Origin of the sequence: uncultured Granulicatella sp. (assembly GCF_963521425.1) — a bacterium.
Lineage (GTDB): Bacteria > Bacillota > Bacilli > Lactobacillales > Aerococcaceae > Granulicatella.
Genome location: NZ_CAUQUN010000002.1, coordinates 71245 through 97005 on the forward strand (window position 1 = coordinate 71245; position 25761 = coordinate 97005).

The window sequence follows — 25761 nt, forward strand, 5'->3', positions numbered from 1 at the left end:
GATGACTCGATTTTATCAATTGTTGAAAATTCAAATTTTAGATTATTTACGTATTTTATTAATTGGTTTAGGTTCTTATTTGGGTGTCATTAATGTTCTAAATTTTATCGATCGGTCAGAGGGATTTTCATTTACAATTAATTTACCAGCCATAAGTTTTTTAGCGATTACTTTATTAGGAATAGCTTTTTCAGTTGCTGATTTTAGAATCATGAATCAATTGAGTTTTACAAGAAGTGAACAATATCAATTTCCGATTTATATGGGAGTTATTATGACAACATTATTAACACTCAAAAATATTTTCTTTTATGTATTAGCTAGTAAAGCAGCTACAGTGGGAATTAAATTAATTCAGTGGACTGATTTAGAAGACAACTTTGTTTTAGGAACTATTTCTTTATGGGGATGGTTACTAGTGATGTTTTTATTCTCCACCATTATAGGGTTTATTCTAAATAAGTTTAACAATCAAAAAATTGTGTTAATCGTTACTGCAACAAGTTTAGGAGGAATATTTGCACTTTTAGGAATATTTGCTCGTTCAGAAGTGGTGAATAATTTCCTAGATAGAATAATTCAATACAATATCCCACTTAGTTATATAATGATTGCCATTTGTGTTTTACTATTATACTTTGTGATTCGTCATCATGAAAGTAAAGAAGTCGGCGTAGGAATGTAGAGGTGAGCGTCATGTCAAATTTACAAAAAAGGCTATTAAAGTTATTTTTAATGGAACGTTTAAAAGTGATGGGATTTTCATTTTTATTCTTTAGCGGCATAGTGGTTATTTTTTCACTGCTTCCTCGTACGGAAACTTTTGAGTTTGAGTTTGAGTTTGAAGGAAGTACATTGATGATGTTTGCGATGATATTTAGTATATTTTTGAAATGTATCCCTCAATTTCAATTGAGTACAATGGCAGGATTAACTCGAACAAAAATTATTATAAATGAATTGTTATTGAATAGTATCAATGTACTAATAACTGTAATCATCTTTTTGATGGCTTCAGCTTTAAATATAAATTGGACAATCGATTCGGTTCATATTTATTTTAGTGTAGAGATGCTACAGTTTGGTTTAAATTCTATGACAGGAATACTAGCCATTTTCCTAAGCTTATTTGCAAGTTTTATGGGAGTGACAACTTTCTTCTTTGTGATGAATAAATTTACATCGAAAAAAGCATTTGTGTTTGTGATATTTTTAATGTATCCAATCGTTGGAGTTCTTGTCATGATTGTGACATCGTTTCCGAATTTATTAAGTTTCTTATTAGCGATTTACAATTTCTATATTCAAAATCTATTGATTGGAAATATCATTCTTTGTGGATTGATGACAATTTTCTTCCTACTTGCAATTTATAAACATGAAAGTAAGAGTACAGTCTCAGATGTTTAATTTTCCTACATAATCAAACAATCCATGGTATAATGAATCAAAAGTATTTTAGGGAGAATGAACGATATTTTAAAAGCAAGAGGAGAGAATGATGTCAAATTTACAAAAAAGATTGTTGAAGATGTTTTTATTAGAACGGTTAAAAATCATAGGAATTACTTTACTATTTTTTGCCCTTCTAAGTGCGGTACTTTCTCTATATCCGATTTTTAACTTCTTAAGAAATTGGATTCTTCCAGATTTCTCGATTTATTATACGGATAATTTTATTCCTACTATAGAAGGAAATATAATCCTTATGATTGGTATCATAGTGAGTATATTTTTAAAATGTATTTCTCAATTTCAATTGAGTACATTGGCAGGATTAACTCGAAAACAAATTATTGTAAATGAATTGTTGATCATTAGTGTATATGTATTGATTAGTGTTTTTGTTTTAAATTTTATAAAGATAGATTGGATTTGGGGCCTTGTCCGTATATCGTTTAGCTCAACTTTTCCTCCTTTTAAAGATTTTCCTTTAATTGCAATGATACTAAAACTATTTGCAGATTATTTAGGCTGGACCATTTTATTCTTTATTGTTAATAAGTTTACATCTAAAAAGATGATTATAATTTTATTCTTTTTAATGTATCCATTTGCGGGAACATTCTTTTTGATTTCAATATTGATACCGAATTTTTACGTAATCGTATTTACACTTTTATATTTTTATTTACAATATCCAATTTTTGGAACTGCTATTGTTTGTGGGGTAATGCTCCTCTTGTTCTTCCTTGTTGTATATAAACATCAAAGTAAGAGTACAGTTTCAGTAATTTAACGATAAAACATGTTAGTAGTTTTTGCTAACATGTTTTATTTATTATGAAGAATTTAAGAAAAATAGGGTTTCCCTAGAAAATTGAATAATCCATGGTATAATGAATCAAGAGAAAAGAAGAAAGAGTGAACGATATGTCAAAAGCAATAGGATTCATTGATTCTGGTGTGGGAGGACTGACAGTCTTAAAAGAAGCCTTAAAGCAATTACCACATGAATCAATGATTTTTTTAGGAGATTCTGCAAGATGTCCATATGGAAATCGAACAGTTGAAGAAATTAGAAAATTTACAAAAGAAATGGTTCAATTTCTCCTTAAAAAAGATGTAAAAATGATTGTTATTGCCTGTAATACTGCAACAGCTGTAATCCTAGAAGAATTACAAGAAATATTAGACATACCCGTAGTAGGCGTGATTCAGCCAGGAAGTTTAGCCGCTATTAAACAAACAAAAACACAGAAAATCGCAGTATTAGGAACTCACGCAACGATTGAAAGTGATGTATATCGTAAAACATTGCAAAAGAAAAATCATCAATTAAGAGTCACAAGTTTAGAATGTCCAAAATTTGTTCCTTTAGTGGAAAGTAATCAGACGGATTCATCAATCGCCAAAAAAGTGGTTGCTGAAACATTACAACCTTTAATGGGAAAAGAATTCGACACTTTAATATTAGGGTGTACTCATTATCCATTATTAAAACAAAGAATCCAAGCTGTTGTGGGGCCTCAAGTTACATTAATTGATTCAGGTGCAGAAACTGTATCGACTGTAAGTGCATTATTAGATTTTAATCATTTAGCAGAAAATTATGAAACGAATCCTTCTCCAACATTAGAAATCTATACAACTGGTTCACCTATTTTATTTAAAGAAATTGCGGAAAATTGGTTAAATAGAAGTCCATTAACGGTTGAAAAAGTTCGTTTAGAAGCTTATAGGGAGGAATATATGTCTCAAAAAGAATTAGTCATCGCTACAAAAAATACTGGAAAAGCAAAGGAGTTTGCTAGTATTTTTGAACCAAAAGGATATACTGTCAAAACATTATTAGATTTTCCAGAATTAGAAGATGTAGATGAAACAGGTCATACATTTGAAGAAAATGCCCGTTTAAAAGCAGAAACAATTGCAGAAAGACTTCAAAAAATTGTTTTAGCGGATGATTCAGGATTATGTGTGGATGCTTTAGAGGGACAACCTGGAGTGTATTCTGCACGATTTGCCGGAAATCAAAAAAGTGATGCTGCCAATAATGCAAAATTATTAGCAGAATTAGGGGAATTACCTTCTGATAAAAGAAGTGCACATTTCCATTGTTGTTTAGTGATGGCTGCACCAAATCATGAATCTTTAGTCGTTGAAGGTATTTGTAATGGAGAAATTGCAAAATTCCCTTCAGGAGACGGTGGATTTGGATATGATCCATTATTTTTCGTTCCAGAAATTCAAAAAACATTTGGGCAATTATCTCGTGAAGAAAAAAATAAAATCAGTCACCGTGCAAAAGCTGTGAACTTATTAGTGGAACAATGGGAAGAATGGCTTGAATCAGTGAATCATAAGTAAGAGGTGAACGTATGAAAATTATTATTATGAGTGATAATCATGGACAAAAAATCGCATTACAAAAAGTAATTGAACACTATCAATCAGAATCAGATGTTCATTTTATTCATTGTGGTGATTCAGAGTTCCCATATGAAGATGAAGTTTTTCAAGACTGTCTTCGAGTAACAGGAAATTGTGATTATGATACAAAGTATCCGGAAGTAGAAGTGTTTGAAGAAGGTGGCATTCGATTTTTAGTAACGCATGGTCATATGCATGCAGTGAATAGTGGAGTGTATAGATTAGCCAAATATGCTAAAGAACAAGGAGCTCAAGTAGCTTTTTACGGTCATACGCATAAACTATACGAGGAAACTTATGATGGAGTTTTATGTATAAATTCAGGAAGTGTTTCTTATCCAAGAGGACATTTTGCCATGAGTCCGACTTATGCTGTATTGACGATTCATTCAGAGTCAGAAATTGAATTACAATATTTTGATATGAAACATCACCCATTAGAGGAACTTCATTATCAGTATCATTTAGATGCAGAAAGAGGATTTATTCATGATTAATCGAGTAGTACAAGACTTATTACTAGAAGAAAAGGATAAATTATTTATTACAGCAGAAAAAGTAGCGATTTTGGAAGAAGATCATACATTAGATCATGCCATGTTAGTCTTAACTCATGTACGTTATTCACTGATTCCGGTTGTTAATCGTCAAAATAAATTAACAGGATTAATTTCATTAGCTATGATTTTAAATCAAGTGGCGACGTTAGAAGAGATTGATTTAAGCCAATTACATGATTTTCAAGTAAAAGAAGCGATGGAAACTGAATTTCCAACTATTACTTTCGATACAGATATTGAAGATGTATTGAATGAATTAGTCGACCATAATTTCTTATGTATTACGAATGATGAAAAAGAATTTGTAGGAATTGTGACTAGAAAAGAAGTATTAAAACGAGTGAATTATATGGTTCATGAATTGAATAAAAAATATGAATTAGTGGAAAAATAACAAAAATGTTACTCCTTTTTACGGGAGTAACATTTTTATCTACTAGTAATATTTAATGCGGTATTACTTGTTGGAAGAGAAACACCTGCTTCGATTAAAGCTTCTTGATACAATTTTAAGAATTGATTATAAATCATATGTTGTTTTCCGTTTTTCGTAAAAATACTAATTCTGAAAACAAATTGCCCATTTGGAAGTGTTTGTGGACCGATAATAGTTGGACCTTTTACAATTTCTGTGTATTGTCCAGCATTTTTAGTGTTGACTTGATCGACTGTATCATAAACAATCGTTAAATCTACATCATTATATAGAGGAATTTCAATTAAAGCTCTCATATCTCCTCTCGATTGATTACTAACAACAGAAATACTACGGTTTGGAATAAAATGAAGAGTGCCATCAAAACCACGTACTTGAGTTGTTCTTACGCCAACACTTGCTACAGTTCCTGTAACTGAACCAATAATAACCGTATCTCCAACATCATATTGACGTTCTAGTAAAATAAAGAAACCATTTACAACATCACTTAGAAATCCTTGAGCACCTAAACCAATGGCAACACCAGCAATCCCAGCTCCTGCTAATAGACTTGTAATTGGAATTCCTAAAATGACTAAAATCCAATAAATTAATACGAAGTATAGTAAATAGTCTAAACAGTTTTCTAATAATCTCATTAAGGTCTGCTTTCTAGCAATACTTTGTGAGGATAATTTAATAGATGAAAGTACTGTCTTTTGAAAAATTTTATGTAAAACTTTTTTTCCAATGATAAATAAAATACCTAAAATAGCTAACGAAATTAATTTTGATAAAATTTCAGACAAAATCATTTGCCAGGGGATTGAAAGCCAATATTGTTCAAAAAAGCTATGTACGGTCGAGCGAATATCCATAGGTTAACCTCCTTTTTATACTACTTGATATAGTTTATCATAATTAAAATAATTTAGAAAATACTATATCACTTTTAGTAGCGTTTTGTGCATGATAATGGTATTATGATTAATAATATCGGAAATTGAGGAGGGATGTTCAAAATGTCTGGAATAGAAGTTGCAGCTTTAATTGCAGCATGTTCATTATTAGGTTTAGTAGTATTTCTAGTCTTAAAACTCAATCCAGTTTTAAATAAATTAGATAAAACAGTGAACCATGTGAACAACTCTATTGAAATTATTACAAGGGATGTCGATAATTTATCTATCGAAGTAGAGGGATTATTGAATAAAACAAATGCTTTAGTAGATGATATTAATGGAAAAGTAAAAAGAACAGATCCATTATTTACAGCTATTGGAGATTTAGGATTAACAGTTTCTGATGTAAATCATTCAACTCGTTCCCTTGCGACTAGAGTATCAAGCATTAAACCAGCTCGTACTTTAGGGGTTTTATCTGTTGGAAAAGCGATTTTATCAAGAAAGAAAAAATAATGAACGGAGTGAAGAAAAATGGGTAAAAAAACAAGCGGATTTCTTTTAGGAGCATTTATCGGAAGTGTGGCAGCTGCAACAACTGCATTATTATTTGCACCAAAATCAGGTAAAGAATTACGTGAAGATTTAGCAGTGAAAGCAGATGAATTGAAAGAACAATTATCTGAGTATGTAGATATTTCAATTGAAAAAGGTGTTGAATTATCAGAAGTAGCTTTAAATGCTACAGAAGATATTCGTGTGAATTTAAAAGATTCAGCTTCTCAATTTAAAGATACTGTTAAAAAATCTGCAACTAACTTAAAAGAAGAAGTATCTCAAACTGTAAGTAAAGTACAAGATACTTTCTCAGCTAAAAAAGAAGAAGCAGAAGAAGTTGTTACTGATTTAAAAGAAGAGGTAAAGGCGTAAAATAGACTTCCCTAAAGTAGCTAAGGACGTAAGGAGCCTCGCATGGCGAGTCTCATTGTTCAAGCTATTTCTTTCTATATAAAATAAATTAAAAACCGAGGAAGGTGGCTTCCTCGGTTTTCTTTTATCCTAATATGTTGTAATTTCTTGTGGGAAGTGGGTAAATAATTCACAACCATCTTTTGTGACAACTAAACAGTCCTCTACACGAACTCCATAGTCTTTTGCGATATATACACCTGGTTCAACAGAAAAGCACATACCTTCTTCTAAAACCATATCATTTCCTTCCATAATGGATGGGAATTCATGGCAACTTTGACCAATTCCATGACCTAAACGATGGATGAAGTATTTACCGTATCCTTTTTCTGTAATATAATTTCGTGCAATTGCATCAATTTCACTAGCTTTCATTCCTGGTTTGACAGCTTGAATCGCTAAATCATGAGCAGTTTTTACGATGTTAAAGATTTCTTGATGACGAACATCTTTAGCATTTTCTTCTCCAAAGAAAACGGTACGAGTCATATCGCTAGCATAACCATTGTGCATTGTTCCTAAGTCAAAAAGTACCCATTCATTTTTTCTTAATTTTCTATCTCCTGGAACTCCATGAGGATCAGCAGCATGGTCTCCAAATAATACCATCGTATCGAAACTCATTGAAGTAATTCCTAATTTTTTCATTTCATATTCAATTTTAGCGACAACTTCTAATTCTGTAATACCTTCTGTTAAGCTTTGAATCCCAATTCCTACAGCTTTATCTGCATAGATTCCTGAATCTTTTAATTTTTGAATTGCATTGGCATCTTTTCTTAAACGTAAATCATTAATGATAGGTGTTAAGTCATCTGTCCATTGAATTGTAGAAACTTCTTTTTTTAAATTTTCAACAGTATGTAAAGTAATAAAGTTTTTCTCTACCGCCCATTTAGTAGGGAAATCAAATTGTTTTTGTATAGCAGAAGTTAAAATTTCCCATGGGTTTTCGTGATCTTGGTAACTTACAACAGTATAAGTTGGTTCAGCAGCTTGTGCCATATTTTTTTCAAGAGCAGGTACAAAGAGTAGAGGAGAATGATTGGCAGATACAACCATCGCTAAAATACGTTCATGTGGATCTGTTGTATAGTGGGTCAATAAACTAATCGTTGTAGGATCTTGAATAAATGCAATATCACAATTTAGTTGTTGTAAAACATTAGTAAAATGTTTATAAGTTTCTTTGTTACTCATAATAAATCCTCCATATTTTTCAATTGGTAAGCATATTTTAGCACAAATAGCACGGAAAATGTAAAGAGTTTCAAAAAATATGGAAATAGTTATATGAAACGCTTGCAAAACTTGGTGAAAAATGATAACCTTTACCTAGAATAGTGTGCAAATACATATTTTTTTAAATATTTAGAGGAGAATTTAAATGGAAAAACAAACAATTACAATATATGATGTTGCTCGTGAAGCGAATGTTTCAATGGCAACTGTTTCCAGAGTTGTAAATGGAAACCCAAATGTTAAACCAGCAACAAGAAAAAAAGTGTTAGATGTCATCGATGAATTAGATTACCGTCCGAATGCAGTAGCTAGAGGTCTTGCAAGTAAAAAGACGACTACAGTAGGAGTAATTATTCCAGATGTTACGAATTTATATTTTTCAAGTTTAGCAAGAGGAATAGACGATATTGCTACAATGTATAAATATAATATTATTTTAGCAAATTCTGATCAAAATAATCATAAAGAAATTCAAGTATTAAATACTTTATTATCTAAACAAGTAGATGGTATTTTATACATGGGAAATAATTTAACACCAGAGTTACGTGCAGAAATTGTACGTTCAAAAACTCCAATCGTATTAGCAGGAACAATTGATTCTGATCATGTGGTTGCTTCTGTAAATATTGATTATAAAGTAGCAACACAAGAAGCAGTACAAAAATTAATTGAAAATGGACATAAAAAAATTGCTTTTGTAACTCCATCGTTAAAAAATACTTTTGCTTCTGATTTACGTTTAGAAGGCTATAAAGAAGCATTGTCTGTAGCAAAAATTGATTACAATGAGAAATTCATCTATGAGATTCCATTAACGTATCAAGCGGGAGAGACCTTAGTAGATAAATTATTACATGCCGGAATTACTGCTGCAGTTGTAACAGATGATGAAGTGGCAGTTGGTTTACTAAATGGTTTATATGATCATGAAGTTAATGTACCAGAAGACTTTGAAGTAATTTCAAGTCATAATTCTAAATTAACAAAAATGACTCGACCAACATTAACAACAATTGCTCCGCCATTATACGATATTGGAGCAGTAGCAATGAGATTGTTAACGAAAATTATGAATAAAGAAGAAATTATCGATACGGAAATTACCTTACCTTATAAGATTGAATATCGCCAAACAACTAAATAATAATAAAAAGACTTCGATTCATTCAGTCGAAGTCTTTTTTTATTAATTTCAGTTCAATAATTTATAGGTTTTATGGAGAAAATCCACCAATCCTATTTGACATAGAACACGAAAAGTGAATCTTATGGATAATGATAAAGAGATAATCCATTTCATTTTGGAGACGACTAATATCGTCTCTTTTTTGTGTAAAAAAATTAGGAATTAAGTATTGACAAATAGTAAAAAAAATAGTATTTTATAAAACGTAATATTTACGATTTAAAAAGGAGATAAATATGAAGCCTACTAGAAAACAACTTTGGATGGCAAGTTTAGGAAGTGTTATAGCAATTAGCACAGCAGCTTGTGGACTATTTCAAGGACAAACAGATAACAATTCTCAACAACAAGTTGAAGAAACAACAGTTTCTAATGCTCAAATGACTAAATTTGAAAAACTTGCAGAAGAGATTAAAAATAATAAACCGAAAACTATTGTTGGAGAAGTATTCGAAAATGGATATTTAAAAAAACATGGAGATCATTACCATTTTGTATATGGAGCTCCGCCAGCAGATGCTATATATGAACAAAAGACTTCTGCAACAGCGATTAGTTCTGCAGATGACGGATACGTTTTTAATCCAAATGATATTGTAGAAGAAAATGAAATGGGATATGTTGTTCGCCACGGAGATCATTTCCACTTTATTTATAAAAATAATGCCCAACAAACACTCGCAACAACAATGGCTACAAATTCAGTAGCACATGCGCATCATGAAGAAGTTGAAGATGGCTATGTTTTTGATAAAAAAGATATCGTTAGTGAAACAGAATCAGGATATATCGTTCGTCATGGAGACCATTTCCATTTTATTTATAAAAATAAACAAGGAAATCCAGTAGTAACTACGGAGCACCATATCCACGATGCTGAACACCATAATCATGACGAAGAGAAACATGACCACGAAGGTGAACACCATGATCATGACCATGATGGGTATGTATTTGACAAGAAAGATATTGTTAGTGAAACTGCAGAAGGGTATGTAGTGCGCCATGGAGACCATTTCCACTTTATTTATAAAAATAAACAAGGAAATTCAGTAGCAACTGCAGAACAACATCATCATGATGCAGATAAACACGATCATGACGGAGAGAAACATGAGCACGAAGGCGAACACCACGACCATGCTCATGATGGATTTGTTTTCAGAAAAGAAGATATTGAAAGTGAAACAGAATCAGGATATGTCGTTCGTCATGGAAATCATTTCCATTTTGTTTACAAAGATAAAAATGGAAAACCAATTTTAAATAATCACAACCATGACCATGACGGAGATAAGCATGAGCATGAAGGTGAACACCATGACCATGACGGAGATAAACATGACCACGAAGGGGAGCATCACGACCATGAATCAGAAAAACATGGAAATGAAGTTACTTCAGATAACCATGTTTCTACGATTCCAAACGAAAAAGATTTAACAGAAAAATCTCCAGAAATTCAAAAATATTTAGATTATATTACTTATGCCTATGGAGTAGAAAGAGATACTATTAAATTAGAATCTGCTTATAAAGATGGAAAATATGTAGGAAAAGTTTTTGCTTTCCAAAATATGGAACAAGGTCAAGATAAAACACATATTCATCCTTGGGCGATTCCACTACGTAATTTTGAAGTTCCAAGTTCAGATGAATCAATTGACCCTGAATTAAGATTTGCACAAGAAATTGCTTCTTTAGCAAAACGTATGGGAATTTCTGTAAAAGATATTCGAATTTTAGGCGATAAATTTGAAGTACCACATGGAGATCATAGTCACTCTCTAAAAATTAAAAACATTGAAGGTGCTAAAAAATACGTTGCGAATAAATTAAAAGAAATTACACCAACTTATATTGCTGGTGATTTAGATACTAAAGTAGTTGAAAATCAAATTGAATCTTTAGCAAATAAAGCATCTGAAAAATATAAAACACAACCTGTTGAATTAAGTCGTATCCTTACAAGTTTACGTGAAATCAAAGAACGTTTAGATGAAAAAGGGAATTCAACTCAAGGATATTTAGAGTTACTAAAACAATTTGATGAAAAATATATTGAAAAAGCATCAACAGTTACAACACCAGAACTTTCCAAAGAAGAGAAAGCTCTAAACACATTACATGAAAGTGTAATTCGTATGATTAATGAATTGGAATTAAAAGATTATAATGTTACAAAGGATGAATTAAGAGCTGCAGCGAATAAAGCTATCGAAGCGAAAGATATGAAAGCTTTAGAAGCCGTAAGAGATTATGTACAAGCCTTACAAGATGCAAATAAACGTCTTGGAGTTGAAGGTATGAAGTATTTATACTTCTTGACACAACATATTCAAGATAAACCATTACCGTTTGAGTTAAGAGAAAAAGTTTCTGATTTAATTGGAAAATTATCGAAAGCAAAATTCATTCCTGGTGAAACAGGGACAACTGAAGAGCTTATTAGTCCATCTTATTTTGCTACAAAAGAAATCAAAAAAGCTCATGAAAATCCAGCTGAAAAAGTGGATACAAGAGTTGGTGATAAGTATAAAGCAATTGCAAAACCCGATGATGAAGAATCTATGAGTAAATTAGATGAGATGAAAGAATTTGCAGAAATGGCATTAGAACAAGCAGATAAAGATGATTCAGTTCCAACTTCCGATTTCAGAGAAGAACTATCTGAAGAAGTGAAGAAAGATTTAATGACACCAAAATCAAAAAATCAAGCTTCAACTGAGAATAATACTATTCCTAAAGCAGAAGAAAATACTTCTCCTGTAGCAAGTACTACAGCTGAAACTGAAAAACCAGTAGTTTCTGATAAAGCAGCGGAAACTGTAGTACCTGCTACTACAACACCTGCTACTACAACACCTGCTACTACAACACCAGCTACTGCAACAACTGCTTCACAACCTGTAACGTCAGCTAGTGAACAACCACACGCTTAATTTGTCGATAAACTGATAGCCAAACTACTTGTAGAACATACATATAGTGGCAATCGAAAAAGAACCGAATATGATTCGGTTCTTTTTTTATATTATAATTATAATTATTATAAATTAATGAAAAGTGTTGAATTTATAATAAAGAAAGCGTATTCTACAATTGGTTACATAATCGTTTAACCATAAAAGATTCTTTTAAAAAGAGGGGATAGCTATGAATAAGAAAGTTAGTAAGACGTTATTATCTACAGTCCTTATTGGACTTGTGTTATCTCAACAAGCTGTTGAAGCTTGTTCTGCATTTATTATTGGTAAAGGACTAACAAAAGATGGTTCATTCTTATATGGACGTACGGAAGATTATCCATATGAACATGAAGATGGAACTCAACAACATACTCATAATAAAAATTTCTTTGTAAATCCTGCTAAGGATTATAAAGAAGGGGATGTACTCTTGGATAAATCAACCGGAACCGTTTATCCTCATTTAAAACATGAATATAAATATACAGTAGTAGCAGATGATTCAAGAGATTCAAACGAAGGTATTTTCTCTGAACATGGCTTTAATGAACATGGGGTTTCAATGACTGCAACAGTAACGGCTACACCACGTAGTGAAGTGGTAGGAGGTAAAGCTCCAAAAGTTGCAGCAGATGGACGAGTTTTGGAAGGACCAGAAAATGAAGTTGAATATCCGGCGATTGATCCATTAGTAAAAGAAGGAGTTACTGAAGCAATTGTAACAGATTTAATTTTACCACGTGTCAAAACAGCAAGAGAAGCAGCTCAATTATTAGCGAAAGAAATTGATGAAAAAGGATCTGCAGAAGGAAATATTATTGTTTTTGCCGATAAAAACGAATTATGGTATATGGAAATTTATTCAGGTCATGAATATGTAGCGTTTAAATATCCAGATGATAAATATTCTGTATTCCCAAATACGTATTTCTTAGGTAAAGTGAATATTAATGATAAAGAAACTATTATAGCTTCAAAAGGAATTATTGAAACAGCTAAAAAAGCAGGAGTATTTGTTGGAGATGAAAGTAAAGGAGAAATTGATTTAGCAGCTACTTATGCGCCACCATTAGAACGTGGTGACCGTTCACGTGTGTATGCTGGAATTAAATTATTAAATCCATCTTCTAAGGTCACATTCCAGGATAAACGTTATGAATTTTTACAAGATAGCCCAAGAAGAGATTTCACAGTAATCGATGGATTAAATGTTCAAAGAAATCGTTTTGAAACATTAAATGGTGAATTGGTTCCTGATGATCAAGTTCCAGGTTATGATACTAAGAAAGATCCTTATAGAAAACCAGCGTCGAAAACAGATCCAAACTATGGTAAATATGCATACGCTCCAGGGAATGAAAATGTAATTGACCCACACGTATATCAAATTAATCAAAAATTACCACAATCTTTAGGAGGAGTAATGTGGTTAAGTTTAGGTCGATCACGTAATACACCATATGTTCCTTATTTTGGTAGTATTAAAGATACATTTGAAGCATATAAAGTAAGAGGAAATAAATATGATGCTAATTCTTGGTATTGGGTAGCTACTAATATTGATACAATGGTAATGGATCATCCAGAATTGTTTGGAAAGACTATTCGTTCAAATTGGGAAAAAATGGAAGCATTGCTAATTGATTATCAAAATAAATTAATTGATGAATATACAGGGAAATCAGATGATTATGTAAAAGAACATGCTGATGAATATACAAAAAATTCAATAGAAGTTGCAAAAGCTGTATTCCAATTAATGAAAGATGTAGAAGCTAAGATGGAAAAGGCAGTTAAAACAAAAACACCTCTAGCAAGTCCATTTATTGATGTCTCATCTTTAAAAGCAGTATTAGAACGCTTAAAACCTACTACAACACCAGCATCACCAGCCACTCCGGTTCAAAAGCAAGGTTTTGATGGAAAGAATTATTTTAATAAAGAAGGACAAAAGATAATTAATAAATGGGTTTATGATGTTACTTATCAAAGTTGGTTCTTTATTGATGCTAAAGGAGAATATGTTGAAAATCAATGGGTAGGAGATTATTACTTAAAATCTGGTGGATACATGGCGAAATCAGAATGGATTCAAGATGAAAAATCTAATACTTGGTATTATGTTGACTCTGAAGGAAAATATTTAAATAGTACTTGGGTATTGGTAAAAGGAGAATGGTTCTACCTTGATGGAAGAGGGGTAATGAGAGAAAATCAATGGGTAGGAGATTATTACCTAAAATCTGGTGGATATATGGCTAAGTCAGAATGGATTCAAGATGAAAAATCTAATACTTGGTACTATGTTAATTCTGAAGGAAAATATTTAAGTAATACTTGGGAAAAAGTTAGTAATAAATGGTATTACTTTAATGGTACAGGTAAGATGTTAACGGGTTGGGTATTCTTAAATGGAAAGTGGTACTACTTAGAAAAAAGTGGAGCGATGAAGGAGAACCAATGGTTTGAAGTAAATGGAAAATGGTACTATGTTGACAAATCTGGTGAATTATTGGTGAATACAATTACTCCAGATGGATACTATGTAAATGGAAATGGTGAATGGGTATAATTCTTAAGTGAAAAAAGGAATCCATTAGAATTGATTAATTCTAATGGATTTTCTAGTATATTAGCAGTATACTTGTAGCAGTATCGCTAGAAGGAGCTAGAGTAAATGGGTGTAATTATAAATGTTATTGCGATTGTGATAGGGACAATTATTGGACTGCAATTAAAAAGAGGAATGTCTGTAAAAATGTCTACTCATATTATGCAAGGGTTGGCACTTTCTACGTTTATTATCGGCTTAAAAGGAGCTTTAGTAGACCAAGACATGATTTTGATGATTGTATGCATTTCTTTTGGAGGTTATCTTGGGGAAATAATGCAATTAGAGGAGAATATTCGAAAATTTGCAGATTGGATTCAAGAGAAATTTTCCAAAGAAGGATCTCAAAATCAATTGGCAGAAGGTTTTGTGTCAGCTGTACTAATCTTTTGTGTTGGAGCAATGGCAGTAATGGGTTCTCTTGAAGCAGGTTTGAGAGATAATCATCAAATTTTGATTACAAAAGCGATTATTGACGGAATTGCATCTATTATTTTGGCTACGACAAAAGGAGCGGGTGTAATGTTATCCGCATTAGCCATTCTTTTGTATGAAGGTGGAATAATGATTCTTGCTCAATTTGTAGCACCGTATTTAAGCGAATCCATTGTTTATGCGATGTCTGCAGTGGGTTCTTTATTACTTGTAGCATTAGGATTAAATTTATTGGAATTAACAAAAATAAAAGTTATGAACTTTTTACCTGCAATGTTTTTACCAATTGTGTTAATTCCATTATTTAGTCTTTTTCGTGGATAAAAGAAAAATAAGAGAGTGAATAGGATACAAGATGTATTTCTATTCACTCTTTTTTATAATATGAGATATTTAAGTTAATTGAATTGCTCCAAAACTATTTGGTCCAACTACGATTCCATGAGGAGTAGGGTAAAAATCTCCTTTTTGATAAAGAATATCTCCTGAATAGTTTTCAATAAAATGAGCAGAATTATCTAAGTTGATCATACATAGTAAATCACCACGTTTATAAGCGATACATCCATTTGTTACTTTAATGATGTCACAGTCTGCTTTAAACGCTTCTTGATATTTATGTCTGAAGTTTGTTAATTCTTGGTAAAATGCTAAAACTTCATCATCTTTTTCTTGAAGTTTAAATGTTTGACGATTATAAGGATCTCTAAATCCATACATTCCAATTTCATCTCCATAATAAATACAAGGAACACCTGGGAGAGTAAATTGAATAAAGGATGCGACAAAGAATCTTTCTTTTGCTAATCGATATTCACTAGCACTTAGTTTATAATCTGGTCGTTTTTCAACAGGAAATTCTTCGGGATTATCAAATGCTAATACGGTTAAAATTCTCTCTGTATCATGGCTTGATAATAAGTTCATTAAAACATCTAATGCAGGCTTAGGATAGTTTTCTAATAATTCTAATAACGCTAAAGAAAATTGATGAGCATCTTTGTATTTGACATAGTGAATAATCGCATTTCTCCAAGGATAATTCATGACACTATCAAATTGTTTTCCTAAGAAATATCTTCTACGTGTATTATATGAAAATTTTGTTGTTGCATCTTCCCAAACTTCTCCTAGTAAAAAACAATCTGGATCTTCTTGTTTAGCAGTTTTTCTTAGTTTATCTATGAAGCAGTCTGGAAATTCATCAGCTACATCAATTCGCCATCCACTTATTCCTAACCGTTGCCAATAAGGAATGACTCCATTATTAGAATTAAACATAAATTCTTGATATTCCTTATTTTCTTTTACAACAGTTGGTAGATTTGTGAACCCCCACCATGATTGATAAACATTTGGAAATTCATTAAAAGTAAACCAAGGATAGTAAGGAGAATCTTGAGATTGATAAGCTCCAACGCTGTCATAGTTTCCATAACGATTGAAATAAATACTATCCGCACCCGTATGGCTAAATACTCCATCTAATGTAATGCGAATATCCTTTTCCTTAAATTCTTTACATAAATCTTTAAAGTCTTGAACAGTACCTAAATAAGGGTCTACATTAAAGTAATCAGAAGTAGAATAACGATGATTTTCAGGACTTTCGACCACGGGATTTAAGTAAATACTATCAATTCTTAATTGCTGAAAATAAGGTAAGTGTTCTTGAATCCCTTTTAAATTTCCCATAAAGAAATCTTGAGCTCTATAATTTTCATGTGTAATAGAAGAATAAGGAATAGCATTCCAATCATCATGTCTGATACGCTTCTCTTCATTAGCAGCAATTGTTGCTTGATAATGTGGACTCTTCTTAAATCGGTCTGGGAAAATTTGATACATAATGCTTCCTTTCATCCATTCTGGAGTATGAAAGTCTTCGTCATAAACTGTTAACTGCCAAGAAGAATAAGACTGTTCTTCCATTGTAAAGACAGCAGTAAATTCATGCTTTTTCAAATATCCTATAGAATCATCAAATTGAATTTCAAAATCATAAAAATAGAGTCCAGTTTCTAATGCTTGAATATTGACAATATATTTACGAAATTGTTCTTTAAAAATATCAGTAGATTCTAATGGATAAGCATTTTTTTCATGTGTAAAATCATTTAATAAAATTAAAGAAATTTGTTTAAAATAAAAATCTTGGTGAATCCATACCTCAAAAAGAATGTTTTGAGAAGAATGGACAGCACCTTTTGGATATTTATCTTGAAGGGGGTTAAATTGAATCAAGAAATATCATCCTTTCTGTATTCGGTCTAATAGTTTAATTGTAGTATAAAATAAAGTAAAAAGGAATGACTTGTGAAAAATATTTTTTATTTTTATCATTAGTAAAACGCTTTATATTTTTTGAGAAAAATTGAAAAAAATATACGAAAATAATCAAGGATATGCTATAATTAAGCCATAAGTAAACGGAAAAATACGATTAAAGGGCTTTTGTTGTATAAAATAATGAAAACGCTTATCGTGAAATGTAAAACGGATTGATTTTAGGAAGGGAGGTATGCGTATGGAACATACTTTGGACAAATATTTGTTTCATGAAGGAAAGAATTTTCATGCATATGAATTTTTAGGTTCTTTCCTTGAAGAAAATCAATGTACGTTTAGAGTTTGGGCCCCACATGCACAACAAGTATTTGTTTCGGGAGATTTTTGTGGGTGGAATCCAACAGCATATGAGTTAACAAGAATAACGAATGAAGGGATTTTTGAAGGAATTGTACCAAATGTTCAATTCTTTGATGCATATAAGTATGTTATTAAAGCTTCAGATGGAAGAATGTTATGGAAGTCAGACCCTTATGCAAGATATACACAAACACGTCCAGAAACAGCTTCTAAAGTATATGAAAATAAAAAATATACTTGGAATGATGAGAGTTGGATTAAAAATAGAACAATTCCTTATCAACAACCGCTGAATATTTACGAAGTTCATTTAGGTTCTTGGAAGCATGGAGAAAATGGAGGATTTTGTAGCTATAGACAAATTGCAGATACTTTAATCCCCTATGTAAAACAAATGCACTATACGCATATAGAGCTTCTTCCTATTACGGAGTATCCATACGATCCTTCATGGGGGTATCAAGTAACAGGATATTTTGCAGTGACATCTCGTTATGGAACTCCAGATGATTTTAAATATTTAATTGACAAAGCTCATCAAAATGGGATTGGTGTTCTATTAGATTGGGTACCAGGTCACTTTACAAAAGATGAATTTGGATTATATGAATTTGATGGACAGTGTTGTTATGAATATTCTGATGAACGGAAGAAAGAACATAAATCTTGGGGGACAAGAGTATTTGACTATGGACGTGGTGAAGTTTGTTCATTCTTATTCTCAAGTGCTAATTATTGGATTAAAGAATTCCATCTAGATGGATTACGAGTTGATGCTGTTAGTTCAATGTTATTTTTAAACTATGACCGCCCAGAGCATTTAGCAGCTAAAAATATTTATGGTGGAAATGAAAACTTGGAAGTATTAGATTTCTTCAAAACTTTAAATCAATATGTAAGAGAAAATTATCCAGGTGTAATGATGATTGCCGAAGAAGCAACAGCATATCCTAAAATTTCTGCTCCAGTGGAAGAAGGTGGACTTGGTTTTCATTTTAAATGGAATATGGGATGGATGAATGATAGTTTAGATTATATTGAAACGAATCCAGTTTATCGTAAAGGTTGTCATAATAAATTAACATTTTCAATGTGTTACGCATTTGTAGAAAACTTTATTTTGCCAATTTCTCATGATGAAGTTGTTCATGGAAAAAAATCATTATTAGATAAAAATCCTGTTTCTTATGAAGAAAAATTTTCTAATTTTAAAACATTTTTAGGGTATATGTTTGCACATCCAGGAAAGAAATTAACATTTATGGGAACTGAAATTCCACAATTTATTGAATGGGATGAAAAACGAGAACTAGATTGGTTTTTACTAGATTATCCTCTTCATAAAAAAACGCATGATTATGTAAGAGAATTAAATCATTTTTATCAAGAAACTCCAGCGTTTTGGGAACAAGATGGAGGTTGGGATGGTTTTGAATGGCATGTAGTAGATGATGCTGATCATAATATTTTTGCTTTTTCGAGAAAAGCAAAAAATGGGCAGGAAATTTTAGTCATTTCTAATTTTTCAGGAGTAAATTGGAATCAATATTGGATTGGATTTAATGATGAACGTAGTTATCGATTAGTATTAAACTCTGATGAAGATAAATATGGAGGAAAAGGAATTCAAGTTGAGCAAGTAAAAACAATTGAGCAACAATGTGGAGAACTTCCGTATACACTTCAGATAGATATACCAGCTTTTTCAACAATGTACTTTGAAAGAATAAATTAATAATGTGGGGGATGTACATATGGCAAGAAAAAAAGAAATAGTCGCAATGTTACTAGCTGGAGGGCAGGGCACTCGCTTACAAATTTTAACTCAAGATATGGCTAAACCGGCTGTACCTTATGGTGGAAAGTATCGTATTATTGATTTTCCATTGTCTAATTGTGCAAATTCTGGAATTTCAACAGTTGGAGTTTTAACACAATTCAAGCCATTAGAATTGAATTCATATATGGGAAATGGACAACCATGGGATTTAGATAGAATGGATGGAGGATTGTCTATTTTACCTCCTTATACTGCTGGTAAAACAGGGGAATGGTATAAAGGAACAGCACATGCTATTTACCAAAATATTAAGTATATTGAACAATATGAACCTGAATATGTCTTAATTTTATCTGGAGATCATATTTATAAAATGAATTACAACAAAATGCTAGAATTCCATAAGGAAAAAGAGGCAGATTTAACCATTGCACATATTAATGTTCCAATGGAAGAAGCTCATCGTTTTGGGATTTTAAATACAGATGAAGATTTAAGAATTGTGGAGTTTTTAGAAAAACCAAAAAATCCAATTTCAACAAAAGCTTCAATGGGTATTTATATATTTAATTGGAGAGTTTTACGTGAATATTTAATTCGTGACGAAGCAAATCCTGAAAGTGAAAAAGATTTTGGAAAAAATATTATTCCAATGTTACTTGAAGAAGAAAAGAAAATATACGCATTCCCATTTGAAGGTTATTGGAAAGATGTGGGTACCATTGAAAGTTTATGGGAAGCTAATATGGATTTAATTAAAGCTCGCGAAGCTTTTGATATCGATGATAAAACTTGGAGAATTTATTATCGTCATGAAGGTAGACTTCCACAATATTTAGGGGAACATGCTGATGTTCAATCATCTATGATTTCAGACGGAACTTTAGTATTTGGTAAAGTAAAAGATTCCATTATTTCTTCAGGCGTAGTAATTGCAGAAGATGCTGTTGTAAAAGATAGTATTATTATGCAAAATGCTACGATTGAAAAAGGAGCTAGTGTATATCACTCAATTGTAGCTGAAGGAGCGGTGATTAAATCTGGTGTTTCTATTGGACATGAAGAAATTGAATTAGGAAAAGATATGATTACGGTTATTGGACGCAATGAAGTCGTCACTGAACCGAAGAAAGCGGGAGGTTGCTAAAATGATTAAAGCTTTTGCGATTTTATTTGCGGATAATTATAGACAAGATGATTTACACGGATTAGTTCGTTCAAGAACTTTAGCTTCTCTTCCAGTCGGTTCCAGATATCGTTTAGTAGATTTTATGTTATCATCCTTAGTAAAAGCAGGAATAGACAATATCGGAATTTTAACAAATCATAATTATAAATCATTAAGAGATCATGTTGGTTGGGGAAAAGATTGGGATTTAAATAGAAAAAATAGCGGGTTAACATTAATAACCCCCTTATCGAACTATTTATCGACTCGTATTCCTCAAAATAAAATTGAAGCGTTAGTGAATACAATGGTGTATACAGAAAATTTAAAAGAAGAGTATTGTATTTTAGCAGATACAAATATTATTGGAACAATTGATTTTAAAGAAATGTTCCAATATCATGTTGATACTGGATCTGATATTACAGTAGCATATCACTATCGTAAACCAGAAATTGGAGAATCTCAAATTATTTTTGATAAAGATTATAAAGTGTATGAAACGTTATATCATTTTAATGGTTCAAATGAAACTTGTGCGACTCAAGCAAAAATATATATTATGACAAAAGAATTGTTAAATGGCATTATTAAAAAAGGGATGACTCTTGGATGGGAAGATATTTTAAGAGATTATGTTTCTAAAAATTTAGATACTTTAAATGTTTATGCTTATGAAATAAAAGGATATTCAAAAGTTATTAATAGTGTAAAGGATTATTTTGATTTCAATCAGGATCTATTAAAGCCAGAAACTTTAACTACAGTATTTGATAGTGGAACAGATATTTTAACAAGAGTTCAAGATAGTGTACCTACCCATTATGGGGAACATTCTAATGTAAAAAGTTCACTTTTAGGAGATGGTTCTTGTATTAATGGAACGGTTGAAAATAGTATTATTTTCCGTGACGTTATTATTGAAGAAGGAGCAGTTGTAAAAAACAGTATTATCATGGCTGACTCTATTATTAAAAAAGGTGCTAAATTGAATTATGTGATTACAGATAAGAGCGTTGAGGTTCCAGAAGATAAGGAATTATCAGGAACAAGTGAATGCCAAGTCATTGTAGAAAAAAATAGATGTGTTTAAGAGTTAGGATAGCTTCCTATTTGGAAGCTATCTTTTTTTATCATATTTTATAAAATACTGGTGCTTTTTAATGGCTTATCGTATAATGAAGCTATCTGAGTTTAAAAATTAGAAAAGGTTGTGCATCTATGAGAAGACGTACGATGTTGCTTTTCGTCTGCACGTTTTTAGTAATATTTTTTGGAGCTGCTCGAATTTTTTATTTAAGCCAATCAGAAAAATTAAAGGCTAAAGATTTAGCAGTAGAAATTGCTGCACAGAAAGTTCAGTTCACTAAAATTACAGATTTTTATTGGTTTAATACAGAGGAAACTTATTATTCATTAGCTGGAATTACGACAGAAGGTCAACAATTATATGCGATTGTTTCTCCGGATAAAAAAGAAGTAACCATATTACAACAGGATGCTGTGATTAATGAACAAGAAGCACGCTCTATTACAAAAGAAGCGAAACATACAGATGAGATTTTAGAAGCAAGATTGGGAATGATAAAAGACGAGCCTGTATGGGAAGTCAACTATCGAACAAAAAATCAACGTATTGGATATTATTATATTTCTGCCAAAAATGGCCAATGGATAAAAGATATTGAAAATATTTAAAGGTAGGTTATTATGGTAAAAATCTCAGAACGTGTCTCTAAAATACTTCCATCAGGAACACTAGCAATGACACAAAAAGCAAGAGAATTAAAAGCATCAGGGAAAGATATTATTAGCTTATCAATTGGTGAGCCTGATTTTAATACTCCTGAAAAAATTACAAAAGCGGCAATTGAATCTCTATTGAAACATGAAACCGATCATTACACACCTACTTTAGGATTAGATGAATTAAAACAAGCCATTTGTGATTTTCATTTAAGAAAAGATGGTGTGAAAGTTTCAAAACAACAAGTAGCTGTTTTTGCAGGGGCAAAGTTTGCTTTATATTCTGCATTTCAAACATTAATTGATCCAGGAGAAGAAGTGTTAGTTCCAGTTCCTTATTGGGTTAGTTATGCAGAACAAATTACATTAGCTCAAGGAATTCCAGTTTTTGTGGAAACGAGTGAAAAGAATGCTTTTAAAGTAACGGTTGATTTGTTAGAAAAAGCTTTAACAGATAAAACGAAGGTATTAATTTTAAATTCTCCTTCTAATCCAACCGGATTAACGTATTCAAAAGAAGAATTATATGAAATTAGTCAATGGGCATTAAACCATCAGGTATTTGTTATCGCAGATGAAATTTATTATGAATTAGTCCATGATATACCAAGTATTAGTGTAGCTAGTCTATCTGAAGAAATAAAAAATAATACATTAGTTATTAATGGATTATCGAAGTCTGTTGCAATGACAGGTTGGAGATTAGGATATGCCTTTGGTCCAGTGGAAGTGATTCGGGCAATGAATGATTTAACAAGTCATACAACGAGTAATCCAGCTGCAGTCGTTCAATATGCTGCGATTCGTGCATTTCAGGAAGATTTACAAGAAGATAAAGAAGTGATGCGTTGTCAATTCCAAAAGAGAATTGAGTTATTCCATGCACTCATTCAGGAAATTCCTGGTATGTCATGTGTGAAACCAGGTGGAGCTTTCTACTTATTTGTCAATATTCAAGAAGCAATGAAAATAGTTGGAGTTGAAACTTCAGATATATTTGCATTAAAATTATTAGAGGAAGTTGGAGTGGCGACTGTATCAGGTGAAAACTTCGGTTGTACTGGTTACTTGCGATTAAGTTGTGCAAGTAGTGAAGAAGAACTAAGAAATGCCGCTCAAAGAATGAATCAATTTGTTAGAAATTATTTGTAGAAAGAGGGATTATTTTGAAAAAAATCAGAATGAACCAAGCAAAAGATTATGTTGGACAAACAGTCCTAATTGGAGCTTGGGTAGCCAATAAACGTTCAAGTGGGAAAATTGCTTTCTTACAATTACGTGATGGAGCAGCTTATTTCCAAGGGATTGTTGTAAAAAGCGATGTTCCTGAAGAAGTATTTGAAATTGCTAAATCATTAACACAAGAAACAGCTGTTTATGTAACAGGGGTTGTTCAAGAAGATACTCGTTCAAAATTAGGGTATGAATTATTAGTAACAGGATTAGAAGTCATTGGGGAAAGTCATGAATATCCAATTACTCCAAAAGAACATGGTACGGACTTCTTAATGGATCACCGTCATTTATGGTTACGTTCAAGTAAACAACATGCCATTATGCAAATTCGTAATGCGATTATTTATGCTTCATATGAATTCTTTGATCAAAATGGATTTATTAAATTTGATAGCCCAATTTTATCTGGAAATGCTGCAGAAAATACAACTGAATTATTTGAAACAGATTATTTTGGAGATCCAGCTTTCTTATCTCAATCAGGTCAATTATACTTAGAAGCTGGTGCAATGGCATTCGGTCCAGTATTTGACTTTGGTCCAGTATTCCGTGCTGAAAAATCTAAAACTCGTCGTCACTTAACAGAATTCTGGATGATGGATGCTGAATATCCATTCGTGACTCATGACGAATCATTAGATTTACAAGAAGCTTATGTAAAAGCATTAATTCAAGGAGTTTTAGACCGTGCTCCTCATGCTCTTGAAACTTTAGAAAGAGATGTAGAATTATTGAAGAAATATGTGAGTGAACCATTTAAACGTATTTCTTATGATGAAGCGATTGACTTGCTACAAGCTCACGAAGCAGATGAAGATACGGATTATGAACATTTGGAACATGGAGATGACTTTGGCTCTCCACACGAAACTTGGATTTCAAACCATTTTGGAGTACCAACATTCGTGATGAACTATCCTTCAGATATTAAAGCATTTTACATGAAGCCAGTACCTGGTAATGAAAGCCGTGTACTTTGTGCGGACTTATTAGCTCCAGAAGGATATGGAGAAATTATCGGTGGTTCTGAGCGTGAAGTGGACTATGATAAATTATATGAAAAAATTAAAGAGAATGGCTTAAATCCAGATGATTATGCATTCTACTTAGATTTAAGAAAATATGGTTCAGTTCCTCATGCTGGATTCGGATTAGGGTTGGAAAGAATGGTAACATTCGTTGCAGGTACGAAACATATTCGTGAAGCAATTCCATTCCCACGTTTATTAAACCGTATTTTCCCATAAAATAGACAATTTCAAACCGATTTTTAGAATTTCTAGAAATCGGTTTTTATGTCAGAAAAAGAGGTGAAAATTTTGGAACAAACATTTCAGCAATTTTGGATGTATCAAGGAGGAACGACCGTTCCAAATCCATTCATCCGTTATTATCAAAAATTACAATTAACTGCTCAAGAATGCTTAATGCTTTCTTGGTGGTTACAACATACAACTTCAGAATATTTTCCGCTGAATGTTGAAGAAATTTGTGATGTATTTTCGATTTCAGAAAATACTTTATTTCAAATCATTCAGCATTTATTAGATCGACAAGTGCTATCTGTTACACAAAAAGAAAACGAAGAAGGTAAAAGAGAAGAGTATTATAGTCTAGCTCCTTTATTTCAACAATTAGAAATTTTACATCGACAAGAAGTTGCTAAAAAAGAAGAAAATGAAAATCCTAATTTAATTTTTGTGATTGAAAAAGAATTTGGTAGACCCATTAGTTCTTATGAAATTCAAATGATTAAAAGTTGGATTGATAAGGACGAATATTCTCATGATTTAATTTTAGCAGCTTTAAAAGAAGCAGTTTTAAATCAAGTATTTACGTTGAAGTATATGGACAAAATCTTATTAACATGGCAAAGAAAAGGATTCAAAACGGTTCAACAAGTCATTCAAGATAAGAATCGCTCGAGAAATGGACATTTTACAGCAAAACCAAAAGAAACAACACCAATTCCTCAAGTGCCATTAGATAATTGGTTGGATTGATGGAGGGA

General features: G+C 31.8%; 22 protein-coding genes. 19 read left to right on the plus strand and 3 right to left on the minus strand.

What is annotated here, in order from left to right; genetic code table 11:
• The first annotated feature begins 1 nt into the window (after position 1).
• The 6 genes from RWO76_RS01070 (at position 2) to cbpB (ending at position 4827) form a co-directional block, all read left to right on the plus strand.
• Positions 2 to 685 carry a hypothetical protein gene (locus tag RWO76_RS01070; RefSeq protein WP_314353730.1) on the plus strand — a complete coding sequence of 228 codons (684 nt, stop codon included), beginning with the start codon at positions 2 to 4 and terminating at the stop codon, positions 683 to 685.
• An 11-nt stretch (positions 686 to 696) separates the two neighbouring features.
• Positions 697 to 1410 (plus strand): hypothetical protein, encoded by a 714-nt coding sequence (locus RWO76_RS01075; protein WP_314353731.1) that lies wholly within the window; start codon positions 697 to 699, stop codon positions 1408 to 1410.
• A gap of 91 nt (positions 1411 to 1501) precedes the next feature.
• Positions 1502 to 2239 carry a hypothetical protein gene (locus RWO76_RS01080; protein ID WP_314353732.1) on the plus strand — a complete coding sequence of 246 codons (738 nt, stop codon included), beginning with the start codon at positions 1502 to 1504 and terminating at the stop codon, positions 2237 to 2239.
• 134 nt (positions 2240 to 2373) lie between these two features.
• Complete coding sequence (racE, locus tag RWO76_RS01085) at positions 2374 to 3810, plus strand: glutamate racemase (RefSeq protein WP_314353734.1); 1437 nt, start codon at positions 2374 to 2376, stop codon at positions 3808 to 3810.
• 11 nt (positions 3811 to 3821) lie between these two features.
• Positions 3822 to 4370 (plus strand): metallophosphoesterase, encoded by a 549-nt coding sequence (locus RWO76_RS01090; protein ID WP_314353736.1) that lies wholly within the window; start codon positions 3822 to 3824, stop codon positions 4368 to 4370.
• Positions 4363 to 4827, plus strand: coding sequence for a cyclic-di-AMP-binding protein CbpB (gene cbpB, locus RWO76_RS01095; RefSeq protein ID WP_314353738.1), 465 nt, complete (start codon positions 4363 to 4365; stop codon positions 4825 to 4827). The genes RWO76_RS01090 and cbpB overlap by 8 nt, the downstream gene beginning before the upstream one ends.
• Positions 4828 to 4862: 35 nt before the next feature.
• Here the strand turns inward: cbpB and RWO76_RS01100 are convergent, their stop codons facing one another.
• On the minus strand, positions 4863 to 5729 hold the full coding sequence (locus RWO76_RS01100) for a mechanosensitive ion channel family protein (protein ID WP_399543031.1): 867 nt from the start codon (positions 5727 to 5729) through the stop codon (positions 4863 to 4865).
• A gap of 144 nt (positions 5730 to 5873) precedes the next feature.
• Here RWO76_RS01100 and RWO76_RS01105 point away from each other — a divergent pair, with 144 nt between their 5' ends.
• Together RWO76_RS01105 and RWO76_RS01110 are read left to right on the plus strand one after the other, a co-directional pair.
• Positions 5874 to 6269 carry a DUF948 domain-containing protein gene (locus RWO76_RS01105; RefSeq protein ID WP_314353739.1) on the plus strand — a complete coding sequence of 132 codons (396 nt, stop codon included), beginning with the start codon at positions 5874 to 5876 and terminating at the stop codon, positions 6267 to 6269.
• Positions 6270 to 6287: 18 nt separating this feature from the next.
• Positions 6288 to 6683, plus strand: a complete 396-nt coding sequence (locus RWO76_RS01110) for a YtxH domain-containing protein (protein WP_314353741.1) — start codon at positions 6288 to 6290, stop codon at positions 6681 to 6683.
• 129 nt (positions 6684 to 6812) lie between these two features.
• Here RWO76_RS01110 and RWO76_RS01115 read toward each other — a convergent pair whose 3' ends face one another.
• Positions 6813 to 7925: a Xaa-Pro peptidase family protein gene (locus tag RWO76_RS01115; RefSeq protein WP_314353743.1), complete on the minus strand. Its 1113-nt coding sequence runs from the start codon at positions 7923 to 7925 to the stop codon at positions 6813 to 6815.
• A gap of 187 nt (positions 7926 to 8112) precedes the next feature.
• Here RWO76_RS01115 and ccpA point away from each other — a divergent pair, with 187 nt between their 5' ends.
• The 4 genes from ccpA to RWO76_RS01135 all read left to right on the plus strand — a co-directional run bounded on the left by ccpA (position 8113) and on the right by RWO76_RS01135 (position 15495).
• Complete coding sequence (gene ccpA / locus RWO76_RS01120; protein ID WP_314353744.1) at positions 8113 to 9114, plus strand: catabolite control protein A; 1002 nt, start codon at positions 8113 to 8115, stop codon at positions 9112 to 9114.
• Between the two features lie 278 nt (positions 9115 to 9392).
• Positions 9393 to 12098, plus strand: coding sequence for a pneumococcal-type histidine triad protein (locus RWO76_RS01125; protein ID WP_314353745.1), 2706 nt, complete (start codon positions 9393 to 9395; stop codon positions 12096 to 12098).
• 214 nt (positions 12099 to 12312) lie between these two features.
• Positions 12313 to 14697, plus strand: coding sequence for a C69 family dipeptidase (locus RWO76_RS01130; protein ID WP_314353746.1), 2385 nt, complete (start codon positions 12313 to 12315; stop codon positions 14695 to 14697).
• A 105-nt stretch (positions 14698 to 14802) separates the two neighbouring features.
• The gene (locus tag RWO76_RS01135; RefSeq protein ID WP_314353747.1) at positions 14803 to 15495 is read left to right on the plus strand and encodes a DUF554 domain-containing protein; all 693 of its coding nucleotides are present in this window, start codon (positions 14803 to 14805) and stop codon (positions 15493 to 15495) included.
• 69 nt (positions 15496 to 15564) lie between these two features.
• Here the strand turns inward: RWO76_RS01135 and RWO76_RS01140 are convergent, their stop codons facing one another.
• Positions 15565 to 17415, minus strand: coding sequence for a glycoside hydrolase family 13 protein (locus RWO76_RS01140; RefSeq protein ID WP_314353748.1), 1851 nt, complete (start codon positions 17413 to 17415; stop codon positions 15565 to 15567).
• A 283-nt stretch (positions 17416 to 17698) separates the two neighbouring features.
• Here RWO76_RS01140 and glgB point away from each other — a divergent pair, with 283 nt between their 5' ends.
• From glgB to RWO76_RS01175, 7 genes are all read left to right on the plus strand, one after another.
• Entirely contained in the window at positions 17699 to 19555 is a 1857-nt protein-coding gene (gene glgB / locus RWO76_RS01145; RefSeq protein WP_314353749.1) for a 1,4-alpha-glucan branching protein GlgB, read from the plus strand.
• Positions 19556 to 19574: 19 nt separating this feature from the next.
• Entirely contained in the window at positions 19575 to 20747 is a 1173-nt protein-coding gene (locus tag RWO76_RS01150; protein ID WP_314353751.1) for a glucose-1-phosphate adenylyltransferase, read from the plus strand.
• 1 nt (position 20748) lies between these two features.
• Positions 20749 to 21861, plus strand: a complete 1113-nt coding sequence (glgD, locus tag RWO76_RS01155; RefSeq protein ID WP_314353753.1) for a glucose-1-phosphate adenylyltransferase subunit GlgD — start codon at positions 20749 to 20751, stop codon at positions 21859 to 21861.
• Positions 21862 to 21989: 128 nt separating this feature from the next.
• Positions 21990 to 22466 (plus strand): DUF5590 domain-containing protein, encoded by a 477-nt coding sequence (locus RWO76_RS01160; protein ID WP_314353754.1) that lies wholly within the window; start codon positions 21990 to 21992, stop codon positions 22464 to 22466.
• A 12-nt stretch (positions 22467 to 22478) separates the two neighbouring features.
• A complete protein-coding gene (locus RWO76_RS01165) occupies positions 22479 to 23666 on the plus strand; it encodes a pyridoxal phosphate-dependent aminotransferase (RefSeq protein WP_314353755.1) in 1188 nt (395 codons plus the stop codon).
• 29 nt (positions 23667 to 23695) lie between these two features.
• Positions 23696 to 24997: an asparagine--tRNA ligase gene (gene asnS, locus RWO76_RS01170; protein WP_314353782.1), complete on the plus strand. Its 1302-nt coding sequence runs from the start codon at positions 23696 to 23698 to the stop codon at positions 24995 to 24997.
• A 63-nt stretch (positions 24998 to 25060) separates the two neighbouring features.
• Positions 25061 to 25753, plus strand: a complete 693-nt coding sequence (locus RWO76_RS01175) for a DnaD domain protein (protein ID WP_314353784.1) — start codon at positions 25061 to 25063, stop codon at positions 25751 to 25753.
• The last annotated feature ends 8 nt before the right edge of the window (positions 25754 to 25761 follow it).

Coding starts and splice junctions, on each gene's coding strand:
- RWO76_RS01070 (WP_314353730.1), top strand. CDS start 2: ATGACTCGATTTTATCAATTGTTGAAAATTCAAATTTTAGATTATTTA.
- RWO76_RS01075 (WP_314353731.1), top strand. CDS start 697: ATGTCAAATTTACAAAAAAGGCTATTAAAGTTATTTTTAATGGAACGT.
- RWO76_RS01080 (WP_314353732.1), top strand. CDS start 1,502: ATGTCAAATTTACAAAAAAGATTGTTGAAGATGTTTTTATTAGAACGG.
- racE (WP_314353734.1), top strand. CDS start 2,374: ATGTCAAAAGCAATAGGATTCATTGATTCTGGTGTGGGAGGACTGACA.
- RWO76_RS01090 (WP_314353736.1), top strand. CDS start 3,822: ATGAAAATTATTATTATGAGTGATAATCATGGACAAAAAATCGCATTA.
- cbpB (WP_314353738.1), top strand. CDS start 4,363: ATGATTAATCGAGTAGTACAAGACTTATTACTAGAAGAAAAGGATAAA.
- RWO76_RS01100 (WP_399543031.1), bottom strand. CDS start 5,729: ATGGATATTCGCTCGACCGTACATAGCTTTTTTGAACAATATTGGCTT.
- RWO76_RS01105 (WP_314353739.1), top strand. CDS start 5,874: ATGTCTGGAATAGAAGTTGCAGCTTTAATTGCAGCATGTTCATTATTA.
- RWO76_RS01110 (WP_314353741.1), top strand. CDS start 6,288: ATGGGTAAAAAAACAAGCGGATTTCTTTTAGGAGCATTTATCGGAAGT.
- RWO76_RS01115 (WP_314353743.1), bottom strand. CDS start 7,925: ATGAGTAACAAAGAAACTTATAAACATTTTACTAATGTTTTACAACAA.
- ccpA (WP_314353744.1), top strand. CDS start 8,113: ATGGAAAAACAAACAATTACAATATATGATGTTGCTCGTGAAGCGAAT.
- RWO76_RS01125 (WP_314353745.1), top strand. CDS start 9,393: ATGAAGCCTACTAGAAAACAACTTTGGATGGCAAGTTTAGGAAGTGTT.
- RWO76_RS01130 (WP_314353746.1), top strand. CDS start 12,313: ATGAATAAGAAAGTTAGTAAGACGTTATTATCTACAGTCCTTATTGGA.
- RWO76_RS01135 (WP_314353747.1), top strand. CDS start 14,803: ATGGGTGTAATTATAAATGTTATTGCGATTGTGATAGGGACAATTATT.
- glgB (WP_314353749.1), top strand. CDS start 17,699: ATGGAACATACTTTGGACAAATATTTGTTTCATGAAGGAAAGAATTTT.
- RWO76_RS01150 (WP_314353751.1), top strand. CDS start 19,575: ATGGCAAGAAAAAAAGAAATAGTCGCAATGTTACTAGCTGGAGGGCAG.
- glgD (WP_314353753.1), top strand. CDS start 20,749: ATGATTAAAGCTTTTGCGATTTTATTTGCGGATAATTATAGACAAGAT.
- RWO76_RS01160 (WP_314353754.1), top strand. CDS start 21,990: ATGAGAAGACGTACGATGTTGCTTTTCGTCTGCACGTTTTTAGTAATA.
- RWO76_RS01165 (WP_314353755.1), top strand. CDS start 22,479: ATGGTAAAAATCTCAGAACGTGTCTCTAAAATACTTCCATCAGGAACA.
- asnS (WP_314353782.1), top strand. CDS start 23,696: ATGAACCAAGCAAAAGATTATGTTGGACAAACAGTCCTAATTGGAGCT.